Annotated in this window: 14 protein-coding genes; 8 read left to right on the top strand and 6 right to left on the bottom strand. The window is 53.9% G+C overall.

All coding sequences use genetic code 11. The features are described 5' to 3' along the window. From DFER_RS07145 to DFER_RS07135, 3 genes are all read left to right on the top strand, one after another. Window positions 1-2,616 (top strand): ABC transporter permease, encoded by a 2,616-nt coding sequence (locus DFER_RS07145; protein ID WP_222837310.1) that lies wholly within the window; start codon window positions 1-3, stop codon window positions 2,614-2,616. Between the two features lie 141 nt (window positions 2,617-2,757). Continuing rightward, entirely contained in the window at window positions 2,758-3,795 is a 1,038-nt protein-coding gene (locus DFER_RS07140) for an LLM class flavin-dependent oxidoreductase (RefSeq protein WP_015810949.1), read from the top strand. 120 nt (window positions 3,796-3,915) lie between these two features. After that, window positions 3,916-4,338 carry an SRPBCC family protein gene (locus DFER_RS07135; RefSeq protein WP_015810948.1) on the top strand — a complete coding sequence of 141 codons (423 nt, stop codon included), beginning with the start codon at window positions 3,916-3,918 and terminating at the stop codon, window positions 4,336-4,338. 61 nt (window positions 4,339-4,399) lie between these two features. Here the strand turns inward: DFER_RS07135 and DFER_RS07130 are convergent, their stop codons facing one another. After that, entirely contained in the window at window positions 4,400-4,972 is a 573-nt protein-coding gene (locus tag DFER_RS07130) for a cupin domain-containing protein (protein ID WP_015810947.1), read from the bottom strand. 129 nt (window positions 4,973-5,101) lie between these two features. Here DFER_RS07130 and DFER_RS07125 point away from each other — a divergent pair, with 129 nt between their 5' ends. The 5 genes from DFER_RS07125 to DFER_RS07105 all read left to right on the top strand — a co-directional run bounded on the left by DFER_RS07125 (window position 5,102) and on the right by DFER_RS07105 (window position 10,959). After that, window positions 5,102-6,136 (top strand): AraC family transcriptional regulator, encoded by a 1,035-nt coding sequence (locus DFER_RS07125; protein ID WP_015810946.1) that lies wholly within the window; start codon window positions 5,102-5,104, stop codon window positions 6,134-6,136. Between the two features lie 134 nt (window positions 6,137-6,270). Continuing rightward, window positions 6,271-7,278 (top strand): sensor histidine kinase, encoded by a 1,008-nt coding sequence (locus DFER_RS07120; RefSeq protein ID WP_229206198.1) that lies wholly within the window; start codon window positions 6,271-6,273, stop codon window positions 7,276-7,278. Next, entirely contained in the window at window positions 7,275-8,045 is a 771-nt protein-coding gene (locus DFER_RS07115; RefSeq protein ID WP_015810944.1) for a LytR/AlgR family response regulator transcription factor, read from the top strand. Before DFER_RS07120 ends, DFER_RS07115 begins: the two co-directional genes overlap by 4 nt. A 228-nt stretch (window positions 8,046-8,273) precedes the next feature. Then, on the top strand, window positions 8,274-9,011 hold the full coding sequence (locus DFER_RS07110) for a helix-turn-helix transcriptional regulator (protein WP_041736044.1): 738 nt from the start codon (window positions 8,274-8,276) through the stop codon (window positions 9,009-9,011). 163 nt (window positions 9,012-9,174) lie between these two features. Further along, window positions 9,175-10,959, top strand: a complete 1,785-nt coding sequence (locus DFER_RS07105) for a DUF885 family protein (protein ID WP_015810942.1) — start codon at window positions 9,175-9,177, stop codon at window positions 10,957-10,959. Between the two features lie 168 nt (window positions 10,960-11,127). Here DFER_RS07105 and DFER_RS07100 read toward each other — a convergent pair whose 3' ends face one another. From DFER_RS07100 to DFER_RS07080, 5 genes are all read right to left on the bottom strand, one after another. After that, window positions 11,128-11,586: a DUF6934 family protein gene (locus DFER_RS07100; RefSeq protein ID WP_187293434.1), complete on the bottom strand. Its 459-nt coding sequence runs from the start codon at window positions 11,584-11,586 to the stop codon at window positions 11,128-11,130. 114 nt (window positions 11,587-11,700) lie between these two features. Continuing rightward, window positions 11,701-13,086: an aminopeptidase P family protein gene (locus DFER_RS07095; protein WP_015810940.1), complete on the bottom strand. Its 1,386-nt coding sequence runs from the start codon at window positions 13,084-13,086 to the stop codon at window positions 11,701-11,703. A gap of 102 nt (window positions 13,087-13,188) precedes the next feature. Further along, window positions 13,189-14,772: a RagB/SusD family nutrient uptake outer membrane protein gene (locus DFER_RS07090; protein WP_015810939.1), complete on the bottom strand. Its 1,584-nt coding sequence runs from the start codon at window positions 14,770-14,772 to the stop codon at window positions 13,189-13,191. 19 nt (window positions 14,773-14,791) lie between these two features. Then, entirely contained in the window at window positions 14,792-17,791 is a 3,000-nt protein-coding gene (locus tag DFER_RS07085; RefSeq protein WP_015810938.1) for a SusC/RagA family TonB-linked outer membrane protein, read from the bottom strand. Between the two features lie 38 nt (window positions 17,792-17,829). Next, the gene (locus tag DFER_RS07080) at window positions 17,830-21,345 is read right to left on the bottom strand and encodes a PVC-type heme-binding CxxCH protein (RefSeq protein ID WP_015810937.1); all 3,516 of its coding nucleotides are present in this window, start codon (window positions 21,343-21,345) and stop codon (window positions 17,830-17,832) included. Between the last annotated feature and the right edge of the window lie 19 nt (window positions 21,346-21,364).

Here is a 21,364-nt window from a genome sequence, read left to right as displayed (position 1 = left end):
ATGGAGCCGCACGCTAATCACCATCCGCCGCGCTGGGCTATCCGACTGCTTGCACGCTGGTCTCATCCGGATGCACGTGAAGAATTGCAGGGCGATATGCTCGAAATGTACGCCTACTGGCTCGAAAGCCTCGGCAAGCCGGCCGCCGACCGGAAATATGCCCTCGCGGCAATCCGGCTCATGCGGCCGTTCGCCCGCCCGAAAAGGGTAAACGACTATTCCGAAACCTATTCCTTTAGTGCAGCCATGATTCAGAATTACTTCAAAATCGCATTTCGTAACCTGCTCAAAAGCAAAACATTTTCTGCCATTAATGTCCTCGGGCTTGCGCTCGGGATGGCGTGCAGCCTCATGATCCTGCTCTGGATCCGCGACGAACGCGCCGTGGATTCGTTTCATGCCAACAAGGACCAGCTGTACCGGATTTACATGCGCGAACATTTCAGCGGGAAGGTGCAGGGCGTGATCTGGACGCCCGGGCCGCTGGCCGAAGAGCTGAAAAAGTCGGTTCCCGAGATCGAAATGAGCACGCCGTTTTCCTGGACCATTCAGCAGACCTTTTCTGTTGGTAATAAAATTCACAAGCAGGCGACCAACTGGGGGGGCGCGGATTTCTTTAAAATGTTCAGCTACAAGCTCTTGCAGGGAACTCCTGAGGGGGCATTACGCGACAAGAGCAACATCGTGATTTCGCGTAATATGGCCGAAGCGTTTTTCGGAACTCCCGAGGCTGCCATAGGGAAGGCGATCCGCTACGACAACCGCAAGGAAATGACCGTTTCGGGCGTTTTCGAAAATATAGGAACCAACAGTTCCCTGCAATTCGATTGCCTCATGACCTGGGATGCCTATGTGGACGACAACAACTGGGCCACGCACTGGAGTAATACCGATCCGGTAACCTTTTTTAAACTCCGGAAAGATGCCGATCCCGCCAAGGTGGAAGCCAAAATGCTCCACCTGCTCGACAAAACAAACCGCGACGGCGATAAGCCCTACAAGACGCAGCTGGCCATGCAGCCTTTCCATGAATATTACCTGAACAGCAATATCAAAGACGCCAAAATGGACGGCGGGCGCATTGAGTATGTGCGGCTTTTTAGCTTTGTAGCCGTGTTTATCCTGCTTATTGCCTGCATTAATTTTATGAACCTCGCTACGGCACGATCGTCGCGGCGGGCGAAGGAAGTGGGCGTGAGGAAGGTGGTAGGCGCCATGCGCTCGATGCTGGCCGGACAGTTTATGGGCGAGGCATTGCTGATTGCGACACTATCTGCGGTCATGGCCGTGTTGCTGGTGACGCTGCTCTTGCCCGCATTCAACAACCTCACAGGCAAGCAGATGGCGTTGCCTTTTTCGGAGCCGGTGTTCTGGGCGGTGATCGGCGGGCTGCTTGTGTTAACGGGCCTGCTGGCGGGGAGTTACCCTGCATTTTTCCTATCGTCGCTCAATCCGGTGCGCATTCTCAAAGGTGCCCTGAAATTCGATTCCAGCTCGGTATGGGTGCGGCAGGGGCTGGTGGTGTTCCAGTTCGGGCTGTCGGTGATCCTCATCGTGGGTATGATCATTATTTACCGGCAGGTAGGTTTTGTACAAAATAAAAACCTTGGTTTCGACCGTGAGAACCTCGTCTATTTTCCCATTGAAGGCGACCTTTTCTCCAAATTCGACCTGTTAAAAGAACAACTCACGCAGGTTACAGGCATCAAACAGGTCACCCACATGACCGCCAATCCCGCGTCCAACGGCAACGGCACCGACGGCATTACCTGGCCGGGCAGCAACCCGACCGAACAGGTCCGGTTCACGCCCGTGGGTGTTGGTTATGATTTTACCAAAACCATGAACCTGAAAATGGCCGACGGTCGCGATTTTTCGAAGGATTTCCCGACGGATTCGAGCGGCGTGCTCGTCAACCAGACGGCTGTGAAAGTAATGGGCCTCAAAAATCCCGTTGGCCGGGAAATAAATTGGGGCCAGTCGAAAGTCCGCATTGTGGGCGTTTTGAAAGATTTTCACTTCGAGTCGCTGCACAAGGCCATTCGTCCGCTGATTGCCTACCTGGGCGCACGCCAGCCGCAGGGCAGCGTGGTGATCCGCATTCAGGCGGGTAAAACGCCCGAAACACTGGCGGCCATCGAGCAGATATGCAAGAAATTTAATCCTAACGTACCGTTTACTTATGCATTTACCGATCAGGAATATGCGCGGCAATACCAAAGTGAGCAGATCGTCGGCAAGCTGGCGGGGTATTTCGCATTCCTGGCAATATTCATTTCCTGCCTCGGGCTATTCGGCTTGGCGGCATTCACCGCCGAGCAGCGTACCAAGGAAATCGGCGTGCGTAAGGTGTTGGGTGCCTCGGTAGCGGGCATTGTGGGGCTGCTTTCCAAAGATTTTCTGAAACTCGTCGTCATGGCCATCGTGCTGGCATCTCCGGTAGCCTGGTACATTATGAAGCATTGGCTGCAAGGCTTTGCTTATCAGATCAATATCGAATGGTGGATGTTCGCCCTGGCTGGCATTATCGCCGTGCTGATCGCCGTGTTTACTATCAGTTTTCAATCGGTAAGGGCGGCCATGGTGAATCCGGTGAGGAGTTTGAAGAGTGAGTAGGCCGTCGTACCCCACGCTCGCTATACTTTTGGATACCGCTTCAAAAGCCTCCTTGCGGAATCTAAACACCGGGTTGCTGGTTGTATTTTCGTTGCCTTGCAGTAATGCCTGGCTTAGACAAAGACGAAAAACAAACAGGAAATGGAAATAGGAATCAGTATGTTCGGGGACCTGGCTTTTAACAATGCCACCCGTTCTTTTCAGTCGCCGCAGGAGCGTTTGCAGGATATGTTGGAGGAAATCAAGCTGGCCGATGAGGTAGGGCTCGATGTTTTCGGGATAGGGGAGCACCACCGCCCGGATTTCGCGGTGTCAGCGCCGGAAATCATCCTTGCAGCGGCGGCTTCGGTTACGAAAAACATCAAACTGACCAGCTCGGTGACCGTGCTCAGCTCGGCTGATCCGGTGCGCATCTACCAGAACTTTTCGACGGTGGACCTCATTTCGGGAGGCCGCGCGGAAATCACGGTCGGCCGCGGGAGCTTCATCGAATCGTTTCCGCTCTTTGGCTATGATTTGAATGATTACAACGGCCTGTTTTCGGAAAAGCTGCAATTGTTGAAGGAAATCAATGAAAACGACGTGATTACCTGGAAAGGCAAGTACCGCGCAACGCTCGACAGGCAGGAGGTTTTGCCGAGGGCGGTGAACAATAACCTGGACATCTGGGTGGCTGTGGGCGGCACGCCGCAGTCGGTAGTGCGCGCGGCGCGGCTCGGTTTGCCATTGATCATCGCGATCATCGGCGGTATGCCGTCCCAGTTTCAGCCGTTTTTTGAATTATATAAAACAGAATACCTCGAAGCAGGCCACGATCCGGCCAAAATGCAGCTGGCAACGCATTCGCACGGGCTTATCGGGCTGGACGGCAAGGCGCTGAACGATACTTACTTTCCGTCGTACGCTGCGCAAATGGACCGGGTGGGCCGCAGCCGGGGCTGGGCGCCTTACACGCGCTCGCAGTTCGAAGGCGGGCAAACCCGCAATGGCGCATTGTTCGTAGGAGAGCCTGCGGCCGTGGTGGACAAGATCCTTTACCATCAGGAGATGTTCGGGCTCACGCGCTTTCTGATGCATACGGACGTGGGTGCGCCTGCGCACAAGGACCTGATGAAGTCCATCGAATTGCTCGGCACGCATGTCGCTCCGGCGGTAAAAAAGGCCCTTGCGGTAAAATAAATGGCAGTTTGGAAGCGGGTGACGTAATTGCACCCGCTTTTTGTCGCAACAGGCATCGCTCCGTTTCGCCGAAACCCGGCAACTTTGTAACATCAATCAATCACTAAAAAACACAAAGAAATGGAAACGACAACACAACCTGTAACTGTACAAGCGACAATCAATGCACCCGTAGCGGAAGTCTGGAACAAATGGAATGCGCCGGAGCACATTACCCAGTGGTGCTTCGCATCGGACGACTGGCATGCGCCGTTTTCCGAAAACGACTTGCGGGTAGGCGGCAGCATCAAAACCACCATGGCCGCCAAAGACGGCAGTTTCAGCTTCGATTTCGGCGGTACTTACACCGAAGTGGAGGAAAACCGTTACCTGGCCTACACCCTGGGCGACGGCCGGAAGGTAACCGTGTCGTTCGAACAGGAAGGTGATGGCACGAAGGTCGTCGAGACTTTCGATCCGGAAAACACGCATCCGGTCGAGTTTCAGCAAGCCGGCTGGCAGGCGATACTGGATAATTTTAAGAAGTATGCAGAAAGCAAATAAGCAGTTTTGCGCTATAAAACAGGCAAATGCCCGGTCGTTCGACCGGGCATTTGTTTTTGTACTAAACACAATACTTCCGGATCATTTCCTCCTCGATGCCTTTCCTGCGTGCCACGCGGTACAGCAGCGGGATGAATGGGTTAAGGATCGCCTTTTTGCCACAAAGCCGCATTTCGCTGATCCCGAGGATAACGGCCACACTCATCAGGTCGTCCCAGTTGCGAATATCGGCGCGGCCGGCATTCGCGAGGCCGTAGAGCATGCGCAGCGAGTATTCGAAGCCCTCGTGACCCGGCTCGATCACCACCCGGAAATGCACTGGTTTGTTGCCCGGGTTAGTGAAATTGTGGGGCACACCCACCGGCACCGTATATCGCTCGCCGGGTTCGAGAAGCAATTTCTTGGAGCCCAGCTGCACTTCGAGGGTGCCTTTAACCGGGATAAACGTTTCTGCGAAATTGAGGTGCGTGTGCAGCTCGTTGCCGCCGCCGGGCAGCAGTACCACTTCCATTTCCGTAAGCCTGTTGCGGCTTTCGGCGGCGGTGGTGAGGAAGGTAACGGTGTACTCCTGGTTGGAGATCACGCGTTGCAGAGATTTGGTTTGGGCGAGTTCGGGTACGGTAAGTGTTTCCATGGCTGTTTTATTTAATTTTGATTTGACAGTACAAAACAATCCGGTCTGCTGCCCGAAACGGATGACGCATTACGCCAGGATTGTGGTACTTTACGCCAGGTCGAAGTTTTTCACGCCATTCAGCAGGTTATGTACGGAACTGTGCGCGTTTTACGAAATATCGTGTATGCCGCCGTCGAAAGAGGCGGCGACCCCGGGCGCTTATGCGCGGCATTGGGGATCAGCCCGGCGGACCTCACCGACGCGGATAAGCGCATTGAAGGCGTGCAGCCGATCATCGATCTCTGGACCGAGGTGGTAAGGTCCACGGGCGACCAGGCTGCCGGCCTGCACATCGGGCAGGCCAATAATCCTTCGATATTCGGCGTGCTGGGGTATTTAATGCAAAGCTGCCGCACATTGAAAGAGGCTTACGCTCAAGTAGTGAAATACCAGCAAACCGTCTCGGGCTGGATATCGTACGATTTTGTGGACGGCAAGGAGTTCGAACTGATTTTCAAGGTGCATCCACTTTGGGAGCAGGTTTCGCCCGAAACTGCACGCCAGGGCGTTGAAATGGCGGTTGCCGGCATTTTTAACCACATTCAGATCCTTACGGGAAAACAAATCTGTCCGGTCAGGGCCGAACTGGTTTTGCAGACGCCGGTTCCCAAAGCCACTTACGAGCAGCTACTGAGGTGCCCCGTGTATTTTGGAAAAGCCCAAAACCGGGTAGTATTTGAGCGCGGCCTGGGCGATACGCGGCTCATCAGCGCCGATGAATCGCTATATGCCTCGTTTGCACAAATCCTCCGTGAAAAAAGTGCGGCCAGCGGTCAGTCGGAGCGGTTCGGCGCGCAGGTAAGGGCCGTGATCGCGCGCGATTTCGGGGGTAGAATACCATCGCTCGAAATCATTGCCGGTCATTTGAATCTGAGCGAGCGCTCGTTTCAGCGCCGGTTGCACGAGGATGGCGAAAGTTACCGTTCGCTGGCCGCCGGACTGAAAAAGGAGCTGGCCGTGAGCCTTCTACGCAATACGGATGCGAAGGTGTACGCCATTTCCGAAGTGCTGGGCTATGCCGAGCCGAGCGCATTTCACCGCGCTTTCCGCAACTGGACCCGCACAAGCCCCGTCCGGCAGAAAAGGCTGACTGACGCCCCGAAAATAGTAGATCGCAGTTAATGCTACTTTGTTTACTTTTGAGGTTCTGAATACGCAATTCAATGCAGTCCCCGATCACATCACGTCTTACCAGCCGTCATAAATGGGAGCTGGGCCTGGGCCTGGCGGTCATATATGTGCCTATACGCATATATATGAACGTTTTACAGATCGACATGCCGATTTTCTGGCACCGGCTTCCGCTCTGGACCATGGAGCTGGTTTTCAGCATTGCGTTTTTCGTATTGTGGATCAATGTGATCGAATGGCTGCAATACATTACCACGCGTTTCCTGGGTGAGGACTTTCCCGAACGGCATCGCATTCTGAACCAGGCAATTATGCTTGTAGTAGCGATCGGTCTGGCTATGGTGTTTAACCATTGGTACCGGTATCTCTGGCATTGGATGGAGGCGGTTTTTGAGAAAAAAAGCTTTGATGTGCTGCCCATTACGCTGAACAATTCGCCCGTGCTGAAACAACGCGCCAATACGAGCATTACGGTCATGGCGCTCATGGCCGAATACTACCTGGCGGCCAACAAGCGCGTGTACGAGCGCCTGCAACGGGTGGTGATCAACGAGGAGCGTTTGCAGAAGGAAAACGCGACGGCCCATTTCAATGCATTGAAAAACCAGGTGAGCCCGCACTTTCTGTTCAACAATTTCAGCGTCCTCACCACGCTCGTGGAGACGAACCAGGAGCTTTCCGTCAAATTCATCAACCAGTTATCGAAAGCGTATCGCTATATTCTCGAAAAATCGGTTTATGACTCCATCAAGCTCGCTACCGAAGTGGAGTTTCTGGAAACGTACATGTTCCTGCTCATGATCCGCTTCGAAAACAAGCTGAACCTGGATATCCGCATTTCCTGCCAGGAGCGCGAAAAGTACTCGATCGTGCCGCTTACCCTGCAACTGCTTGTTGAAAATGCCGTGAAACATAACCGGATGTCGGCCAGCAATCCGCTGCTGATCACGATCGGCGTGGACGGTGACTACCTGGTGATCAGTAATCCGCTGCAAGTCCGCGAGTTGCCGGAGTCATCCACGCGGCTGGGACTTCAGAATATTGTAAATCGTTATAAACTGCTCATCGACAAGCCGGTAATGGTGGACAAAACCGATGGCTGTTTTACAGTAAAAGTGCCCCTGCTTTCATGAATGTGCTTATTATCGAGGACGAGTCGCTCAGTGCCAACCGGCTGGAAAGCCTCGTGAATAAATATGACCCGAAAATCAATGTAATGGCGAAGTTATCGTCGGTGCGCGAAAGCATTCAGTGGCTGAGCGATCCCGTTAATGTCCGGCCCGACCTGATTTTCATGGACTTACACCTGGAAGACGACCTCGCTTTCAAAATCATCGAAGAGCTCAAACTCACTATTCCCATCATTTTTACAACCGCATACAGCGAGTACACGCTCAAAGCATTCAAAGCCAACAGCGTGGATTACCTGCTCAAACCGGTTGATAAATCAGAACTGTCCGTCGCAATCGACAAATTCGTGGCATTGCACGCCAAATCGGCCGTGGCGCCCATGCCGGATTTCGCCACACTGATGGCCATGTACCAGTCGGGCGACGAAGGGTACAAGGAGCGTTTCCTCGCCACGGCCGGACAGAAGCTGTTCAGCATCCGCACGAGCGAAATCGCCTATTTCACCATTGAGCAAAAGGCGACCTTCCTGCGCACATACGACGGCCAGCACCTCGCAATGGATTACAGTCTGGACAAACTGGCGCAGCTGCTGAACCCGAAAGAATTTTTCCGCATTAACCGTTCGCTCATTATTTCGCTGAACAGCATCCGCTCGATCTACACGGTTTCGGCCGGCCGTTTGAAACTCGAACTCACGCCGGCAACGTCGCAGGAAGTGTTCGTCAGCGGCGACCGGATGGCCGATTTCAAGCAATGGCTCGGTAAATAACCGTTCGCTAATTTTCCTTCTTCCTTGCAATCCGGGCATTCGGCATCTGAAATCCGGCATTGGTCACCTTTGATTTTTTGTTTTAACCGATGGTATACATCTTTGGTTACTGACTGTGTTTTAACCAAAACGAACAGTAAGTTGACCATAAACCTAAACCCTGTGTTCGTGAGTGTTTTGTGATGCTGGCGAATGAAGGTGACTATTCCTAAACCCTTCTTCAACGTGATGAAAGAATTCAATATCGACCAAACCCTGAATCTGGTTAGCTGCGAAGCCCGCGAGCTTGAAAAGTCATCCCGCTACGGCGGCTTGTTTGGTATTGCGTTTGTCACGGAGGGGGAGGGTGTTTTATCCTGCGACGACGATTCGTGGCATTACGAAGAGCAGGCGATCTTTCTCCTTTCCCCCGGCCACCCGATTCACTTCAAGTCCTTTTACAGGACAAACTTGCTTACCATTTTCTTCGATCCGTTCCGCATCGCCGGGGCGGCGGATCCTCTCAGCGGCTTTTCGGGCATGTTCCGGGCCGTGCGAGACCTGTTTTCGGTACCCAGCTTCCTACGCCAGAATGAGCTCCGCAGCGAAACCGACCGCCTGGCCGTAACGCAGCTCGTGCGCCTGATCGAAACCGAACTGGCACATGTGCAGGAAAGCAGTCGCGAGCTCGTCACCAACTCGGTGGCATTGCTCGTGAACCTGGTGAAGCGCAACCTCGCCGACTCCCACCGCCCCGAACCTGCCGCGCAATACAGCGAAGAAACCGACCGTGTGCTGAATGACGTGCGCAAAATGTTGCAGCGGAACGAGCACCTGACCATCCAGGAGATCGCCGTGGCGATGGATATGTCGCAGTACAACCTCAACAAAATGGTGATCAAGGGCACCGGCGAAACCTTGAAGGCGATCATCGGGCGCTACCGATCGGAACTCGCCCGCGCGCGTTTGCTGGATTTGCAAGCGTAGGAGCGGTTGCATTCATTTACCCGTTGCTCATGCAAAAAATGACGGTGATCCAGGCTAATGGGCCTCTTGCTAAAATCCGTCAAGAAATGATTAAAACCCGGCACGTTTCGTCAGGGATTTTAGGGTATTTTTGGTAAAATCCATTTCAAATATCCTGAACCTTATGACGCATAACTACGTGACGCGCCCGCGTTGGGCGGTTTTCCTGTTTTGCTGGCTGGCAGCTTTCGGTGCGGCGGCGCAATCTTCCCAATCCAATTTTAACCTCTATGAACAAACCAGCGAAGTGGCGGGCCTGGTGATCCGTTATGCGCAGGACGTTCGGGCGGTAAACTACTTTTATGGCCCCATGCCTGCGGAAGGACGCGGGCAGCGGGGCGGATCGGCGTTGGCGTCGCCGGAACAGCGGAAGCGGCTCCGGGAAGTGGATAATGACTACCTGGCAAAGCTCGGCAAAGTGGATTTCAATGCGATGAGCATTTACGGCAAAGTGGATTATCTGCTGCTGAAACGGAATATAGACGACCATTTGCTTTCGCTCAGCCAGGAGGAAAAGGAATATGCGCAGATCGAACGGTACATTCCCTTCGCTGCCGGCATTTACGAACTGGAAAAAGGCCGTCGCCGTGGCGCTACCGTGGATGGTCAGGCTGTGGCCGCGAAGCTGAACGACCTGCAAAAAGAAGTAAAGAAGGCGGAAGAGGCATTCAAGAAGCTCGAATCGCTCGATATGCCGCTGTCGCGCATCGGTGCCGAAGCGGTGAACGGACTGGAAGCACGTTTGAAGAGTACATTTGAGTTTTACAACGGCTACGACCCCATGTTCACCTGGTGGGTGCCAAAACCCTACAAAACGCTGGACAGCACGCTCCTGGGCTATGCGAAGCTGATCCGCAGCAAGGGAAAACTGAATACGACGCAGAAGGAGGACGCCAGCGGCATTAAAGGCGTACCGATCGGCCCGGAAGAGCTCATTCGCCAGCTGGGCACTGAAATGATCAGCTACACGCCCGACGAGCTCATCGAGCTGGCAAACAAGGAATTTGCCTGGTGCGACCGGGAGCTGCTGAAAGCTTCGGCGGAAATGGGTTTTGGAAAAGATTGGAAAAAAGCGCAGGAAAAGGTTAAAAACAGCTACGTCCCCGCAGGAACGCAGCCGGAACTGATCCTGAAACTTTACAACGACGCAAAGGATTTTATACTCAAAAACGACCTCATCGAATACCCCGAGATTGCCGACGAAACCTGGGGAATGCAAATGATGACACCCGAAAGGCAGCTCATTAACCCGTTTTTTTTAGGCGGGAGGGACATTATCATTTCCTACCCGACCAACACCATGGCGCACGACGACAAGCTGATGAGCATGCGGGGCAACAACCCGTACTTCTCCCGTTCCACCGTGCACCACGAGCTTGTTCCGGGGCACCATTTGCAATACTACATGAGCAGCCGGTACAAATCCTACCGCAACGATTTCCGTACCCCTTTCTGGACGGAGGGCTGGGCGCTGTACTGGGAGCTGCTGCTGTACGACAAAGGCTTCGCCAAAACGCCCGAGGAGCGGATCGGGATGCTGTTCTGGCGAATGCACCGCTGCGCTCGCATTATATTCTCACTCAACTACCACCTCGGCAAATGGACCCCACAGGAATGCATCGACTTCCTCGTCGACCGCGTGGGTCACGAGCGTGCGAATGCGGAAGGGGAAGTAAGGCGCTCGTTCGAAGGAAATTACAGCCCGCTATACCAGGTAGCCTATCTCATCGGCGGATTACAACTGTTCAGCCTGAAAAAGGAACTCGTGGACAGCAAGAAAATGACCTTCAAGCAATTCCACGACGCGGTCATGAAGGAAAACAACATGCCCATCGAAATGGTACGTGCGACGCTAACGAAGCAGAGTTTGAGCCGTGATTTTAAGACGGGGTGGAAGTTTTATAAATAGCCGGGTCAATGGCTTGGTTGAGCCCCTGGTGCCGAGAATTCACTAAATGGGTGGACTAGTCAGAATCCTCCCATTTGGGAAAATTAAGTTTTGCTAATATTTCATTGGCTTTCCGCAATTTTTCGGGAAAGTGAATGCGGCCTTCCAAGTGACTCAGATTCTTCACGACTACTGTGGATGATTGCGCTGATTTATTTTTATTAGCTGTTGCCATAGTGCTTGACGGTTTTCTTTTTTGGTCAGAAAGAATGCATTATAGTCTCGTCCGGGAACAAATTCTTGCCAAATAAGATAGTTGGTACTACCAAAAATAACGAAATCTCTTTGGATTTCAGTTAAATGCCGATTGATTCCTATCCGATAAAGCCTGGTTCTTGATTTGGTGCTTCCGGTGGCGAATATGATTGCATCTGGGTATGCAGATGTGAATTCGTACACTGTTGTGGCGACGGTTGCAAGTACTTTTGTGCTATCACCATTATTGGTAACGGCGAGATCATCAATGCATCCGGAAAACTTGTCAAAATCACCGAAGCCAAGATTATACACGTTGGCTGCCTCGGTCCTGCTGAATTCGACCAGTTTTCTGATTCGTCCGTGAGGGCCTTCACTAAAAAATTCAAACAAGGATTTGGACTCGTTTGCTGTGCACATGTATTTGGGTAAATGCATTACTTAGTCAAAAGAGTGTGTGCTAAAATGTATAAAAACGAACTAAGTTAACACACACGCTTTACTATATTACTCCCTCAACCCCTCCACATCCGCTACACTTTTCACCAGTTCCTTCCCGAGTACCCGGTTGCCGGTTTCGGTTATCAAAAGGTTATCTTCAATACGAATGCCGGTGAAATTCCGAAAATGTTCGAGTTTGTTATAGTCGATGAACTGCGAGAGTTTGTTTTCGGCTTTCCAGCGGTCGATGAGGGTGGGGATGAGGTAGAGGCCGGGCTCTACGGTGACGACGAAACCGGGTTCGAGGGCGCGGCCCAGGCGGAGGGATTTCCATCCGAAAGCGGTGCCTTTTTGCAGGTCGTCGGTGTAGCCGACGTATTGTTCGCCCAGGTTTTCCATGTCATGTACGTCGAGGCCCATCATGTGGCCGAGGCCGCATTGGAAGAAGAGGGTGTGCACGTCGTGTTCGATGGCTTCAGCTACGTCGCCTTTTACGACGCCCACTTGTTTCATGCCTTCCACGAGCTTTGTCGAGGCCAGTTTGTGGATGTCTTTAAACAAAACCCCCGGCTTGCAGGCTGCAATGGCTGCTTCCTGCGCTTGGAGCACGATTTCGTACATTTCTTTCTGAATGCCGCTAAACGATTTGCCCACGGGAATGGTGCGCGTCAGGTCGCCGCAGTAATGCATGGCGGTTTCCGCACCGGCGTCGCAGAGGGCCATTTGCCCTTCGCGGATGGCGAGGTCGCGGGCGTGCGTGTGCAGGATTTCGCCATTCACAGTGAGGATGATGGGGTAGGAAATGTCGCCGCCCTGCGCGATGGCGATGCTTTGCAGGTTGCCGGCGATCTCCTTTTCGGTCATGCCTGCGCGTGTCCTGCGCATGAATGCGAGGTGCATGTCCACGGAGGTATTCACTGCCTTCTCGATTTCAGCCACTTCTTCGTCCGTTTTGTACGAGCGCATGGATACTACCGCCTTTATGAACGCCACGGAAGCCTTTTGAGCGGCTTCGGCAGGATTGATATGCAGCCACTCCTGCAATTTCAGGTAATGCTCGCCGCGGTAGGGCGGGAGGAAATGGATGGTCTGGCCGCGCGATACCGCGTCCTTCAAAAAGCTGCCGATGGCCGAGGTCGGTTTTACTTCGGTAACACCCACTTTGGCGGCTTTTTCGGTGATCGGTTCCTTGGGGCCGGTCCACACGATGTCGTCGATGGTGAGCTCGTCGCCGAAGATGATTTCGCGGTTATTGTCGATGTCGATCACTGCGGTGAGCGACGCGTGGTCGATGCCGAAGTAGTAAAGAAATGTGCTGTCCTGGCGGAACGGATATACATTGTCCCGGTAGTTCATGCCGCTTTCTTCATTGCCGAGGAAAAGCAGCAGTCCGCTGCCGAGTCCGGATTGAAGTGTCTGTCTGCGGTTTAAGTATGTTGATTTAGAAAACATGAGATAAAATCGGTTTTGGAATAAAAACAAAAATTTGCCCACCGAAACAAATATAGTTCGTCCGGTGAGCAAATAGGAACTACCTAACCCAAATTAAATGTATCAGTAACCCGGGTTCTGTTTGAGTTTCGGGTTCTTGTCGAGCTCGTTCTGCGGGATCGGGAAGAGCGCGCGCTGGGCCGACGCCGGACGGTGGTTGAACCATTTCTTGGTTTCGTACACCCCGAAACGGATCAGGTCCTGGCGGCGGTGGGCCTCCGCGGCGAACTCCCAGCCCAGCTCGTCGAGAAAGCGGCCGAACTGGATGTCGTCGCCTCCCTGGCGCTCGGTAATGGTGCCGTCGGTGGCCTGGTAGCCATAGTTATAGCGGCTTCCCTTGGCCAGATCGGCCGCGGTAACGGTCGCTTTCGCCGGTGTGCCTTTAAATGCGCGCTGGCGTACCTGGGTAACGATCTCCGCCGCTTCGGCCGCCTTGCCCGTGCGCAGTAACGCCTCGGCCTTGATCATCAGCACATCCGCATAGCGCAGGAACGGGAAGTCGTTGTCGAGGCTGCCGGTGGCATTGGGTTTGATTTTGTATTTGCCAATGCGGTAACCGTCCTGAACCGTGGTTTTGTCCATTCCTGGCACGGCCTTGTTGTAGGTGATCACCACGGCGCCGGTGGCAGCACTTTTCTGCGGGCCCATGATCCAGGTGTCGGCCAGGCGACTGTCGGCCGCGTCGTAAGTGTCGATAAACTGCGGCACGGCACAGTTTCCGCCCCACGGGCCGGCGTTCATCGGGTACACGGAGCGGCTCAGCGGGTCGAGCGTTTTCATGTGGATCTGGTTGCCGGTTCCGTAGATTTCGTCGTAGGGAATTGCGAAGATGATTTCCTTCGAGTTGAAGTTAGTCCAGGTAAATACATCCGAATAATTGGCATCCAGCGTATATTTTCCACTTTTGATCACGTCGTCGGCCTCCTGGATCGCCTTCGCCCATTGTGCGGTGCCGGTGTAGACCTGCGCATTCAGGTAAATTTTAGCCAGGAGCGTTTTCGCACCCCATTTGTTCATTTGGCCATAGGTCGTTTGCGCATTTTCGCTCAGGTTGGGCAGCGCTTCCGTCAGTTCTTTAATCACAAATTCATAAACCTCCTTACGGGTGCTTTGCTCGGGAAGCGTTACGTCCTTGAAATTGGTCACGATGGGCACATTACCGTGGTTATCCAGCAAAAGGTAATAGGCAAATGCACGCACGGCGCGGAGCTCGGCGATGGTGGCGTCCTTGCCGTTGGTAATGGGCAAATCGCCGTCTTCAATCTGGGAAAGCACCCGGTTTACCGTGGTAATGCTGGCAAATGCCTGGCGCCACGCGTTTTCGGGTTGCCATTGCAGCGACGTCCACGTGTGCTGGTGCATCCGGCGGTACGTGCCGCCATCGTCCCATCCATTCGGGCGGACCGGCGTGATGATCGCGTCGGCGGCTTCTTCCTGCAAATCGAAGTAGCCTTGCCAGCCGAGCATCAGCGAGCGCAATGAGGAGTACACCGGCGCAACAATCGCCGGAAGGTCCTTCTCGGTAGGCTGGTAACTGCTGCCGAGCACCTCGGAATATACTTCCTCGTTCAGGTCGGTGCAGGAGTAGAGCGGCGCTCCGGCGAGCAATGCAGCGAGGACCGCGTATCTTATATTTCTGTTTTTCATTGTTTGCAAGATTTGAGGATCAGAATGTTACGCTCAGGCCGGCGGTGAATGTCCGGGTGGTAGGGTACTTGTCGCGGTAGTCACTGCCGGGCGAGAAGCCGGTGAAGCTGACGCCCTCCGGGTCGATGCCGGTGTAGCCGGTAATGGTCGCCAGGTTAAGGCCCGACACGAAAATGCGTGCATTTTTAAGGCCTTTGATCGTATTGGCAGGCAGCGTGTAGCCGAGCGTCACATTGTCGACCTTCCAGTAATCTCCCTTTTCGATATAATGCGACACGTACACGAGGTCGCTGGTCAGCACTTTGCCGTCGATCGGGTCGTAGGCCGTTTTGAGCATATTGTAGGCCTTGTTGCGCGGGTTGCCGTAAAACATATTCTGGAAGTTGAGAATGTCAAATCCGAATGCGCCGCGCATGTTCACAGCGAGGTCAAACTGCTTGTAGCGGATGTTGTTGTTCCAGCCCAGAATGTGTTTTGGAATACCATTACCATAATACTGGCGGTCTTCCGGCGTAGCATCGGCGATGGGGATCACCTCGCCCTCCTTGTTTTCGACGAGCCACGCGCCCTTGTCGTCCACGCCCACGCTCTTCCATACGAAGAACCGGCCGATCGGCTCGCCCACTTTCACGCGGTGCGTGCTCACCTGGATCGGCTCACCCGTATATCCCGCGTCGAAGAAGTCGTTTGCGGCCTGGAATTGTTCGTTCGAGAGGCTCACGAGCTTGTTGCGGTTGGTAGAGTAGGTCAAACCGGTGTTCCACTGGAAATCGCCGGTCTGGATCGGCACGATGTTCAGCAATACTTCCAGGCCTTTGTTCTCCATTACCCCGGCATTGATAAACATGCTGCCCGTTAGATAGGGGGGAACCGGCACAGGGAAATTATAGAGAAGGTCTTTCACCTTCCGGCTGTAAAAGTCGATCGACCCGTTGATGCGGTTTTTCAGGAAACCAAAATCTACACCCGCATTGTATTCCTCTTTCTTCTCCCAGCGGAGATCGGGGTTGAAGTTACGTGCCGGCACAAAGCCCGGTACCCATTTACCGCCGATGAATGCACCCTGCGCCCGGTCGAAATTGTAGCTGATCTGCGACATATACGGGTTATTCGCGATCGTGCCCGTTACGCCTATCCCCGCGCGGAGTTTGATGTCCGAGGCCGCGCCCAGGCCGCCCATGAAGTTTTCCTTGCTGATGCGCCAGCCGATGGACGCCGCCGGGAATGTACCCCATTGGTTATTGACCCCGAATCGGGAAGAACCCTCGCGGCGCACGCTTGCCATGAATAAGTACTTGTCGCTCAGGCTGTAAGTAACCCTTCCGAAGAAGCCGGCCAGCTGCCATTTGTTTTTGGTGCTGCTCATCGCTGCCTGTCCTTTTTGCAATGCGCCACCCGCGCCGAGGTTGTTCCAATCGTAGGCATCGGTCGGGAAATCCCAGTTGCTGGCTGCAAATGCCTCATAGGTAGCGTCCTGCCAGCTATACCCGCCGAGTACCGAAAAGCGGTGTTTACCGATCGTTTTGGAATAATTTCCGGTCAATTCCAGCAGGTTTTCATTGTTGGCATAGGTGTTGCGGAACGCTGTGCCGTTCTGGTTACCCAGGCGCGTGCTGGTGTGGTTGAATGTCGTGGAGCCACCTTCGAGGTTGCTGTTTTGTACATTGGAAACCAGTAATTTGAAGTTCAGGTCGTCGATCGGCGCGTAATCGAGGCTACCGGCCATCCGCATTTCTTTGAATGAGCTGTTGAAGTTCGACTCGTTGAGCAACGAAACCGGGTTTTCGTAGAAATAGCCGTCGCGCTCCTGCCATTTACCATTGTCGCCGATTACTTTATCAGTAGGGTTGCGGATGATCGCCTGGCGGTAGGCGTAGCCATAAGCCGCGTCGTCGTTAGCCGGGCTCACCGCACCGTTGGAACGGGTAATGCGGTTGATGAGCTGCAAATTGGTTTTCAGTTTGTTGTTAAACATCGAATGGTTCAAATCCGCGCGGCCGGTGAAGCGGTTTTGCCCGGACCTCAGAAAGATCCCTTCCCAGTTGCGGTAATTCACCGAGCCAGTGAAGTTGGTGGTACTGTTCCCGCCGAAAAACGTCAGGTTATGGTTGTGGCTCACGGGCTTTTGCATGATCTCGGAAAGCCAGTCGGTATTGCCGCCATAGTCGGTGTAGTCGATTCCTTCCTTGATTTTCTGCCGGTAATCGTCACCGGTAAGCAGCTCGGGGCGACGCGCGATGGATTGGATATTGACATAATTGGAATACTCGATGGTAGATCGCGAAGTGCCGCGGTTCTTGCGGGTGGTGATCAAAATCACGCCGCCCGTTGCCCGGGTACCATAAATGGCCGCCGCTGAACCGTCCTTCAACACATCTACGGACTCGATGTCTTCCGGCGCGACGGTGTTCAGGCCGCCGGGGATGCCATCGATCAGGATGAGCGGGTTTGCCGTTCCCTCAATGGAATTAATCCCCCGCAAATTAATCTGCGTGTTGGAAGTGGGGGAGCCGCTGGGCGTGGTAATGCGCAAGCCGGCCACTTTGCCCTGCACGAGCTGGGCCGCATCGCGTACCGTTCCCTGAACGAAATCTTCGCGCTTGATGCTCGCCACAGAACTGGTAATGTCGCCTTTTTTCTGGGTACCATATCCAATCACGACCACTTCCTGCAACTGTTTCTGATCGGGCGCCAGCTCTACATTCACTTCGCTCTGGTTGCCCACGGGCACTTCCTGGCTGATGTAGCCGATGTAGCTGAGGATAAGCGTCGCTCCTTCGGGCACTTCCAGTTTAAATTTTCCATCGGTATCAGTGGCTGTACCAACGGTATTCTTTCCCTTCACGATGATGGTCACGCCGGGCAGCGGGTTTTTGTCCTCGGCGGACACCACTTTGCCGGAGATCTGTCGGTCGGCGGCGAGCGCCAGGGCATTTTCGGTCAGGAAACAGGCCACCGCCGCTACGAGCAGGCAAATGCGGTGCAGTTCTCGGATCAGGCGGGATAATGGTCTTTTCATACAATTGGAGTTAGATGGTGAAACTTATTTGAGGGTGATTATTGCACTTTCATAATACCATTCATGATCCGCCAATGGCCCGGTACGGTGCACAGGAACGGGTAATCGCCGGGCTTGTCGGGCGCGATGAATACCAACGTGGCATTGCCCTCGGGGCTCACCAGTTCCGTTGCGTGCAGTACTTCGGGCATTTTGGGTACGTAGTTGAGCGCGATCGCGTTCGCCTCCCGCGCCAGCAGGTCGGCCGCATTGCCTACTTTTTCCAATGTTCCGGATTTAATAATGAGCAGGTTATGTTGCATAAAATCCGGGTTTGTGAACTGGATCGTCACTTTCTGGCCAGGCTTTACCGTGAAAGTTTTCTGGTCAAACTTCATTTCATGCTCGATCACTTTCAGCTTCACAGTTACCGGCGTGCCTTTTCCTTTCAGTATTTCAACCGGTGCTTCGGTATGGGTGCGGGATAGTTTCTTATCTTCTTGATTATGAACGACCTGGTTCAGCTGTAAGGTGCTTTTGATGTCGAGCCAGCCGCGCAGGCGGGCATTATCTGCATATTCGCCTACCTGGTTGCCCTCGCGGAGGTCGCGGCCCAGGCGGATGTCGTCCGGTGTGAATGGCTGATGGAAAAGGCCTGCCGCGTTGGCTGTTACCGGCGTTTCGTCCTCAATGGCCAGCGTCATTTTACCGCCTTCCAAAAGGGTGGCGTAAGCCGTAAAACGCTCGTCGGGCAGCTTTCGCGTGGAGGTGACCTGGTAGGATTGACCATTCTGCCGCACCAGCCAATGCAGCTTTCCATCCTGCATGTACAGGCTGTACCCATTCTGCCGGTTGCCCTGCGACACCACCACACCGGATAGATCTTCCTGTGCCTTGGTAATAATCGCTTTGATCCTCAATTCTTTATGTGAAATCACCGGTGGGTAAATAGGCGGCGCCCAAAGATTGAGCATATAAGTCTCTTCCACCAGCCCGCGTTCGATCCGGGCCGTCAATGTCGAATCTTTCAGCTTCGCCGCTGCGGCTTTGAAACCGCTTTCGTGCCTGATAACCCCTGAAAAAATGGCCTGGGCAAGGTATTCGTCGGCGGCATTCTGCGAATCCTGGCCGGCGAGGTAAAGCATGCGGCCTATTTCATCGGAGGCGGGCAGATCGGTGAGGGCGTGCACGGTGGCGAGCCTCACTTTCAGGTCGGGGTCGTTGAGCGAGTTGGTCCATTTCAATGCAGAAAGGGCCTTGTCGTTGCGTGGGAGTAATTTTACCGCTGTTTTTCGCACGCCCGCCGCCGGGTGGCGCATGGCGCGCACGAGGGTGTGATAGGCCTCCTCATTCGGGCCGGTGAATGCGCCAAGGCCGTCGAGCGTCCATAATGCATGCACGGCGGGGCTGTTCAATCCGATTTCATCTACCGACTGGTCGTTGACCATCTTAATCAACTCCGGTACCACCGAGGTATGCTTTCCCTCGACGATCAGCCGCTGCGCCGTCGTACGCCAGAACATGTTGTCGTTTTTCAAGCCTGCGACCAGACTGGCCGCATCATTTTTGTCGAGTTTGGGATAAGGTGTTTGTTTTGCGTTTTTCCAAACGACCCTGTATATACGTCCGTGCTGATTGTCGCGCAGCGGGTTAATGTATGCATTGCCCTTGCCATTCTCGAATCCGCGCGGGGTAGGGTTGTGCTGGATGATGAAACTGTACCAGTCCGCCACCCACACGGCACCGTCCGGGCCCACTTCCGCGTGTACCGGCGAGAACCATTCGTCGGCGCTTGCCAGCAGGTTGAACCCGTTTTTTTCTTTGTAACCGGCGCCTTTCGGTTTCAGCAATGCCCGGTAAAGCAGTCGCCCGGTGGGCTCGCAGACGAACGCCGTCGCATTCCAATACGATTTCGGGAAGTTACGGGCTGTGTACAAATTATGGCCCGCCGCGGCTGTAAACCCGCCATGAAAGTCCACCTGGCGCAATGCAGGCGTGAGGTAATTCATTTCATAATGCGAGTCCAGTTTGTAAACCGTATTACCCGAACCGTCTGCTACCGAGCGTTTTGCATATTCAAGCGGCATGGCGAAATGCCCGCTGTAATTGCCGTTCGCTGTTGAAATAAACACTTCAAACTCCTCCGAAAAGCCCAGGCCCCAGGTGTTGTTGGACGTGCGGCCAATGTATTCCAGGTTTTTTCCGTCGTGGTCGAAGCGATAAATACCCTGACTGAAATTCAGCTGCTTACCAGCGTTCGTGCCGCGAAACCCGGCGTATCCCAGCACGCCCCATATTTTGTTATCCAATCCATATTTCAAATTCGATGGCCCGGCGTGCGTGTCGCTTTTGCCCCAGCCTGAGATAATGTTCTCGCGGATATCGGCCTTGTCGTCGCCGTTGGTGTCTTTCAGGAATATGAAATGCGGTGCCTGCGCTACGATGAGCCCGCCGTTGGCAAATACCAAACTGGTCGGAATATTGAGATTATCGGCGAAAATGGTGAATTTATCGGCTCTGCCATCGCCGTCTGTGTCTTCACAGATCTTGATACGGTCCTTGCCCACGCCGTCCTGGTCGCGCACTTCGTTGGGGTAATCCTGCGTTTCGGCTACGAACAACCGTCCACGCTCGTCCCAGGCCATTGCAATGGGCTTCACAATGTCCGGCTCGGAGGCGAAGAGTTGCAGCTCGAAATCGACCGGCACCTGCGTCAGTTTCTGCGACTCGGCGGGAGACAGCGGCTGCTGGAATTTCGGTGCCGGGTCGCGCTTTTCGTAGTTGGGGACATTGGCGTCGGTGTAGGTGGGTTTGGTTAAATTGAATTTTTTCAAACGCTCCTTCGCCTCGTCGCTTACGGCCCACATGATGCCGTTGGCGACCAACTCCTGGAATGCAGACTGCTTCCAAGTGCGCTCGTCGTGGCCGTATGCGGTGTAAAACACGCGCCCCTTGCCCTGCGTGCGCACCCAGGTCCAGGGCTCGTGGTGGTCACCTTCCACGCGCTCTTGCAGCACGACGATGTCCGGGTTAAGCTTAGAATGTACGTATGTCTCATCCCAGGTTTCGAACGTCTTCCAGTCTTTCATCACCGGGTGGTCTGCTTTCACCACCGGCGCCGTGAACGTACCGTATTTATGCGAAATGAACTGCCCGCCCACCGCTTTGATATACCAATCCGAATTCTGAAAGCAAAAAGAAGCCGAGTGGAGCGGTATAAGCGCCTTACCGCCCTCCACAAAGGTTTTCAAGGCATTTTCCTGTGCGGGCGTGATGGTGTTATGGTTGGCATAAATCACCACACCGTCGTAACGCGCGAGGTTTTCGGTGTTCAATGCATTCGGGTCGGAGGTGTAGGTAAGATTAATGCCCTTCTGAAACAGCGGCAGCGAGAGCATCGGGAAATATTTCTCCGAAAAATGGTGCCGGCTGTCGTGCCCGAGGAAAAGCAGTTCGATCCGCCGACCGCTGCCGGTTTCCGCCGGGGCCGTCGGGGTTTGTACGGTTCCTTTTTTCCGCGCGCATCCCACAAAAAGCAGATGAAGAATGGCCAGTATCAGTATTGATTTTCTCATAAAAATGAAAGCTAAGCGC

The organism is Dyadobacter fermentans DSM 18053 (genome assembly GCF_000023125.1).
GTDB lineage: Bacteria > Bacteroidota > Bacteroidia > Cytophagales > Spirosomataceae > Dyadobacter > Dyadobacter fermentans.
This window is presented reverse-complemented; position numbering and strand designations above follow the sequence as displayed.

Excerpts from the sequence above, each read along its gene's own strand:
- DFER_RS07145 (WP_222837310.1), top strand. The coding sequence starts at position 1 with ATGGAGCCGCACGCTAATCACCATCCGCCGCGCTGGGCTATCCGACTG.
- DFER_RS07140 (WP_015810949.1), top strand. The coding sequence starts at position 2,758 with ATGGAAATAGGAATCAGTATGTTCGGGGACCTGGCTTTTAACAATGCC.
- DFER_RS07135 (WP_015810948.1), top strand. The coding sequence starts at position 3,916 with ATGGAAACGACAACACAACCTGTAACTGTACAAGCGACAATCAATGCA.
- DFER_RS07130 (WP_015810947.1), bottom strand. The coding sequence starts at position 4,972 with ATGGAAACACTTACCGTACCCGAACTCGCCCAAACCAAATCTCTGCAA.
- DFER_RS07125 (WP_015810946.1), top strand. The coding sequence starts at position 5,102 with ATGTACGGAACTGTGCGCGTTTTACGAAATATCGTGTATGCCGCCGTC.
- DFER_RS07120 (WP_229206198.1), top strand. The coding sequence starts at position 6,271 with ATGAACGTTTTACAGATCGACATGCCGATTTTCTGGCACCGGCTTCCG.
- DFER_RS07115 (WP_015810944.1), top strand. The coding sequence starts at position 7,275 with ATGAATGTGCTTATTATCGAGGACGAGTCGCTCAGTGCCAACCGGCTG.
- DFER_RS07110 (WP_041736044.1), top strand. The coding sequence starts at position 8,274 with ATGAAAGAATTCAATATCGACCAAACCCTGAATCTGGTTAGCTGCGAA.
- DFER_RS07105 (WP_015810942.1), top strand. The coding sequence starts at position 9,175 with ATGACGCATAACTACGTGACGCGCCCGCGTTGGGCGGTTTTCCTGTTT.
- DFER_RS07095 (WP_015810940.1), bottom strand. The coding sequence starts at position 13,086 with ATGTTTTCTAAATCAACATACTTAAACCGCAGACAGACACTTCAATCC.
- DFER_RS07090 (WP_015810939.1), bottom strand. The coding sequence starts at position 14,772 with ATGAAAAACAGAAATATAAGATACGCGGTCCTCGCTGCATTGCTCGCC.
- DFER_RS07085 (WP_015810938.1), bottom strand. The coding sequence starts at position 17,791 with ATGAAAAGACCATTATCCCGCCTGATCCGAGAACTGCACCGCATTTGC.
- DFER_RS07080 (WP_015810937.1), bottom strand. The coding sequence starts at position 21,345 with ATGAGAAAATCAATACTGATACTGGCCATTCTTCATCTGCTTTTTGTG.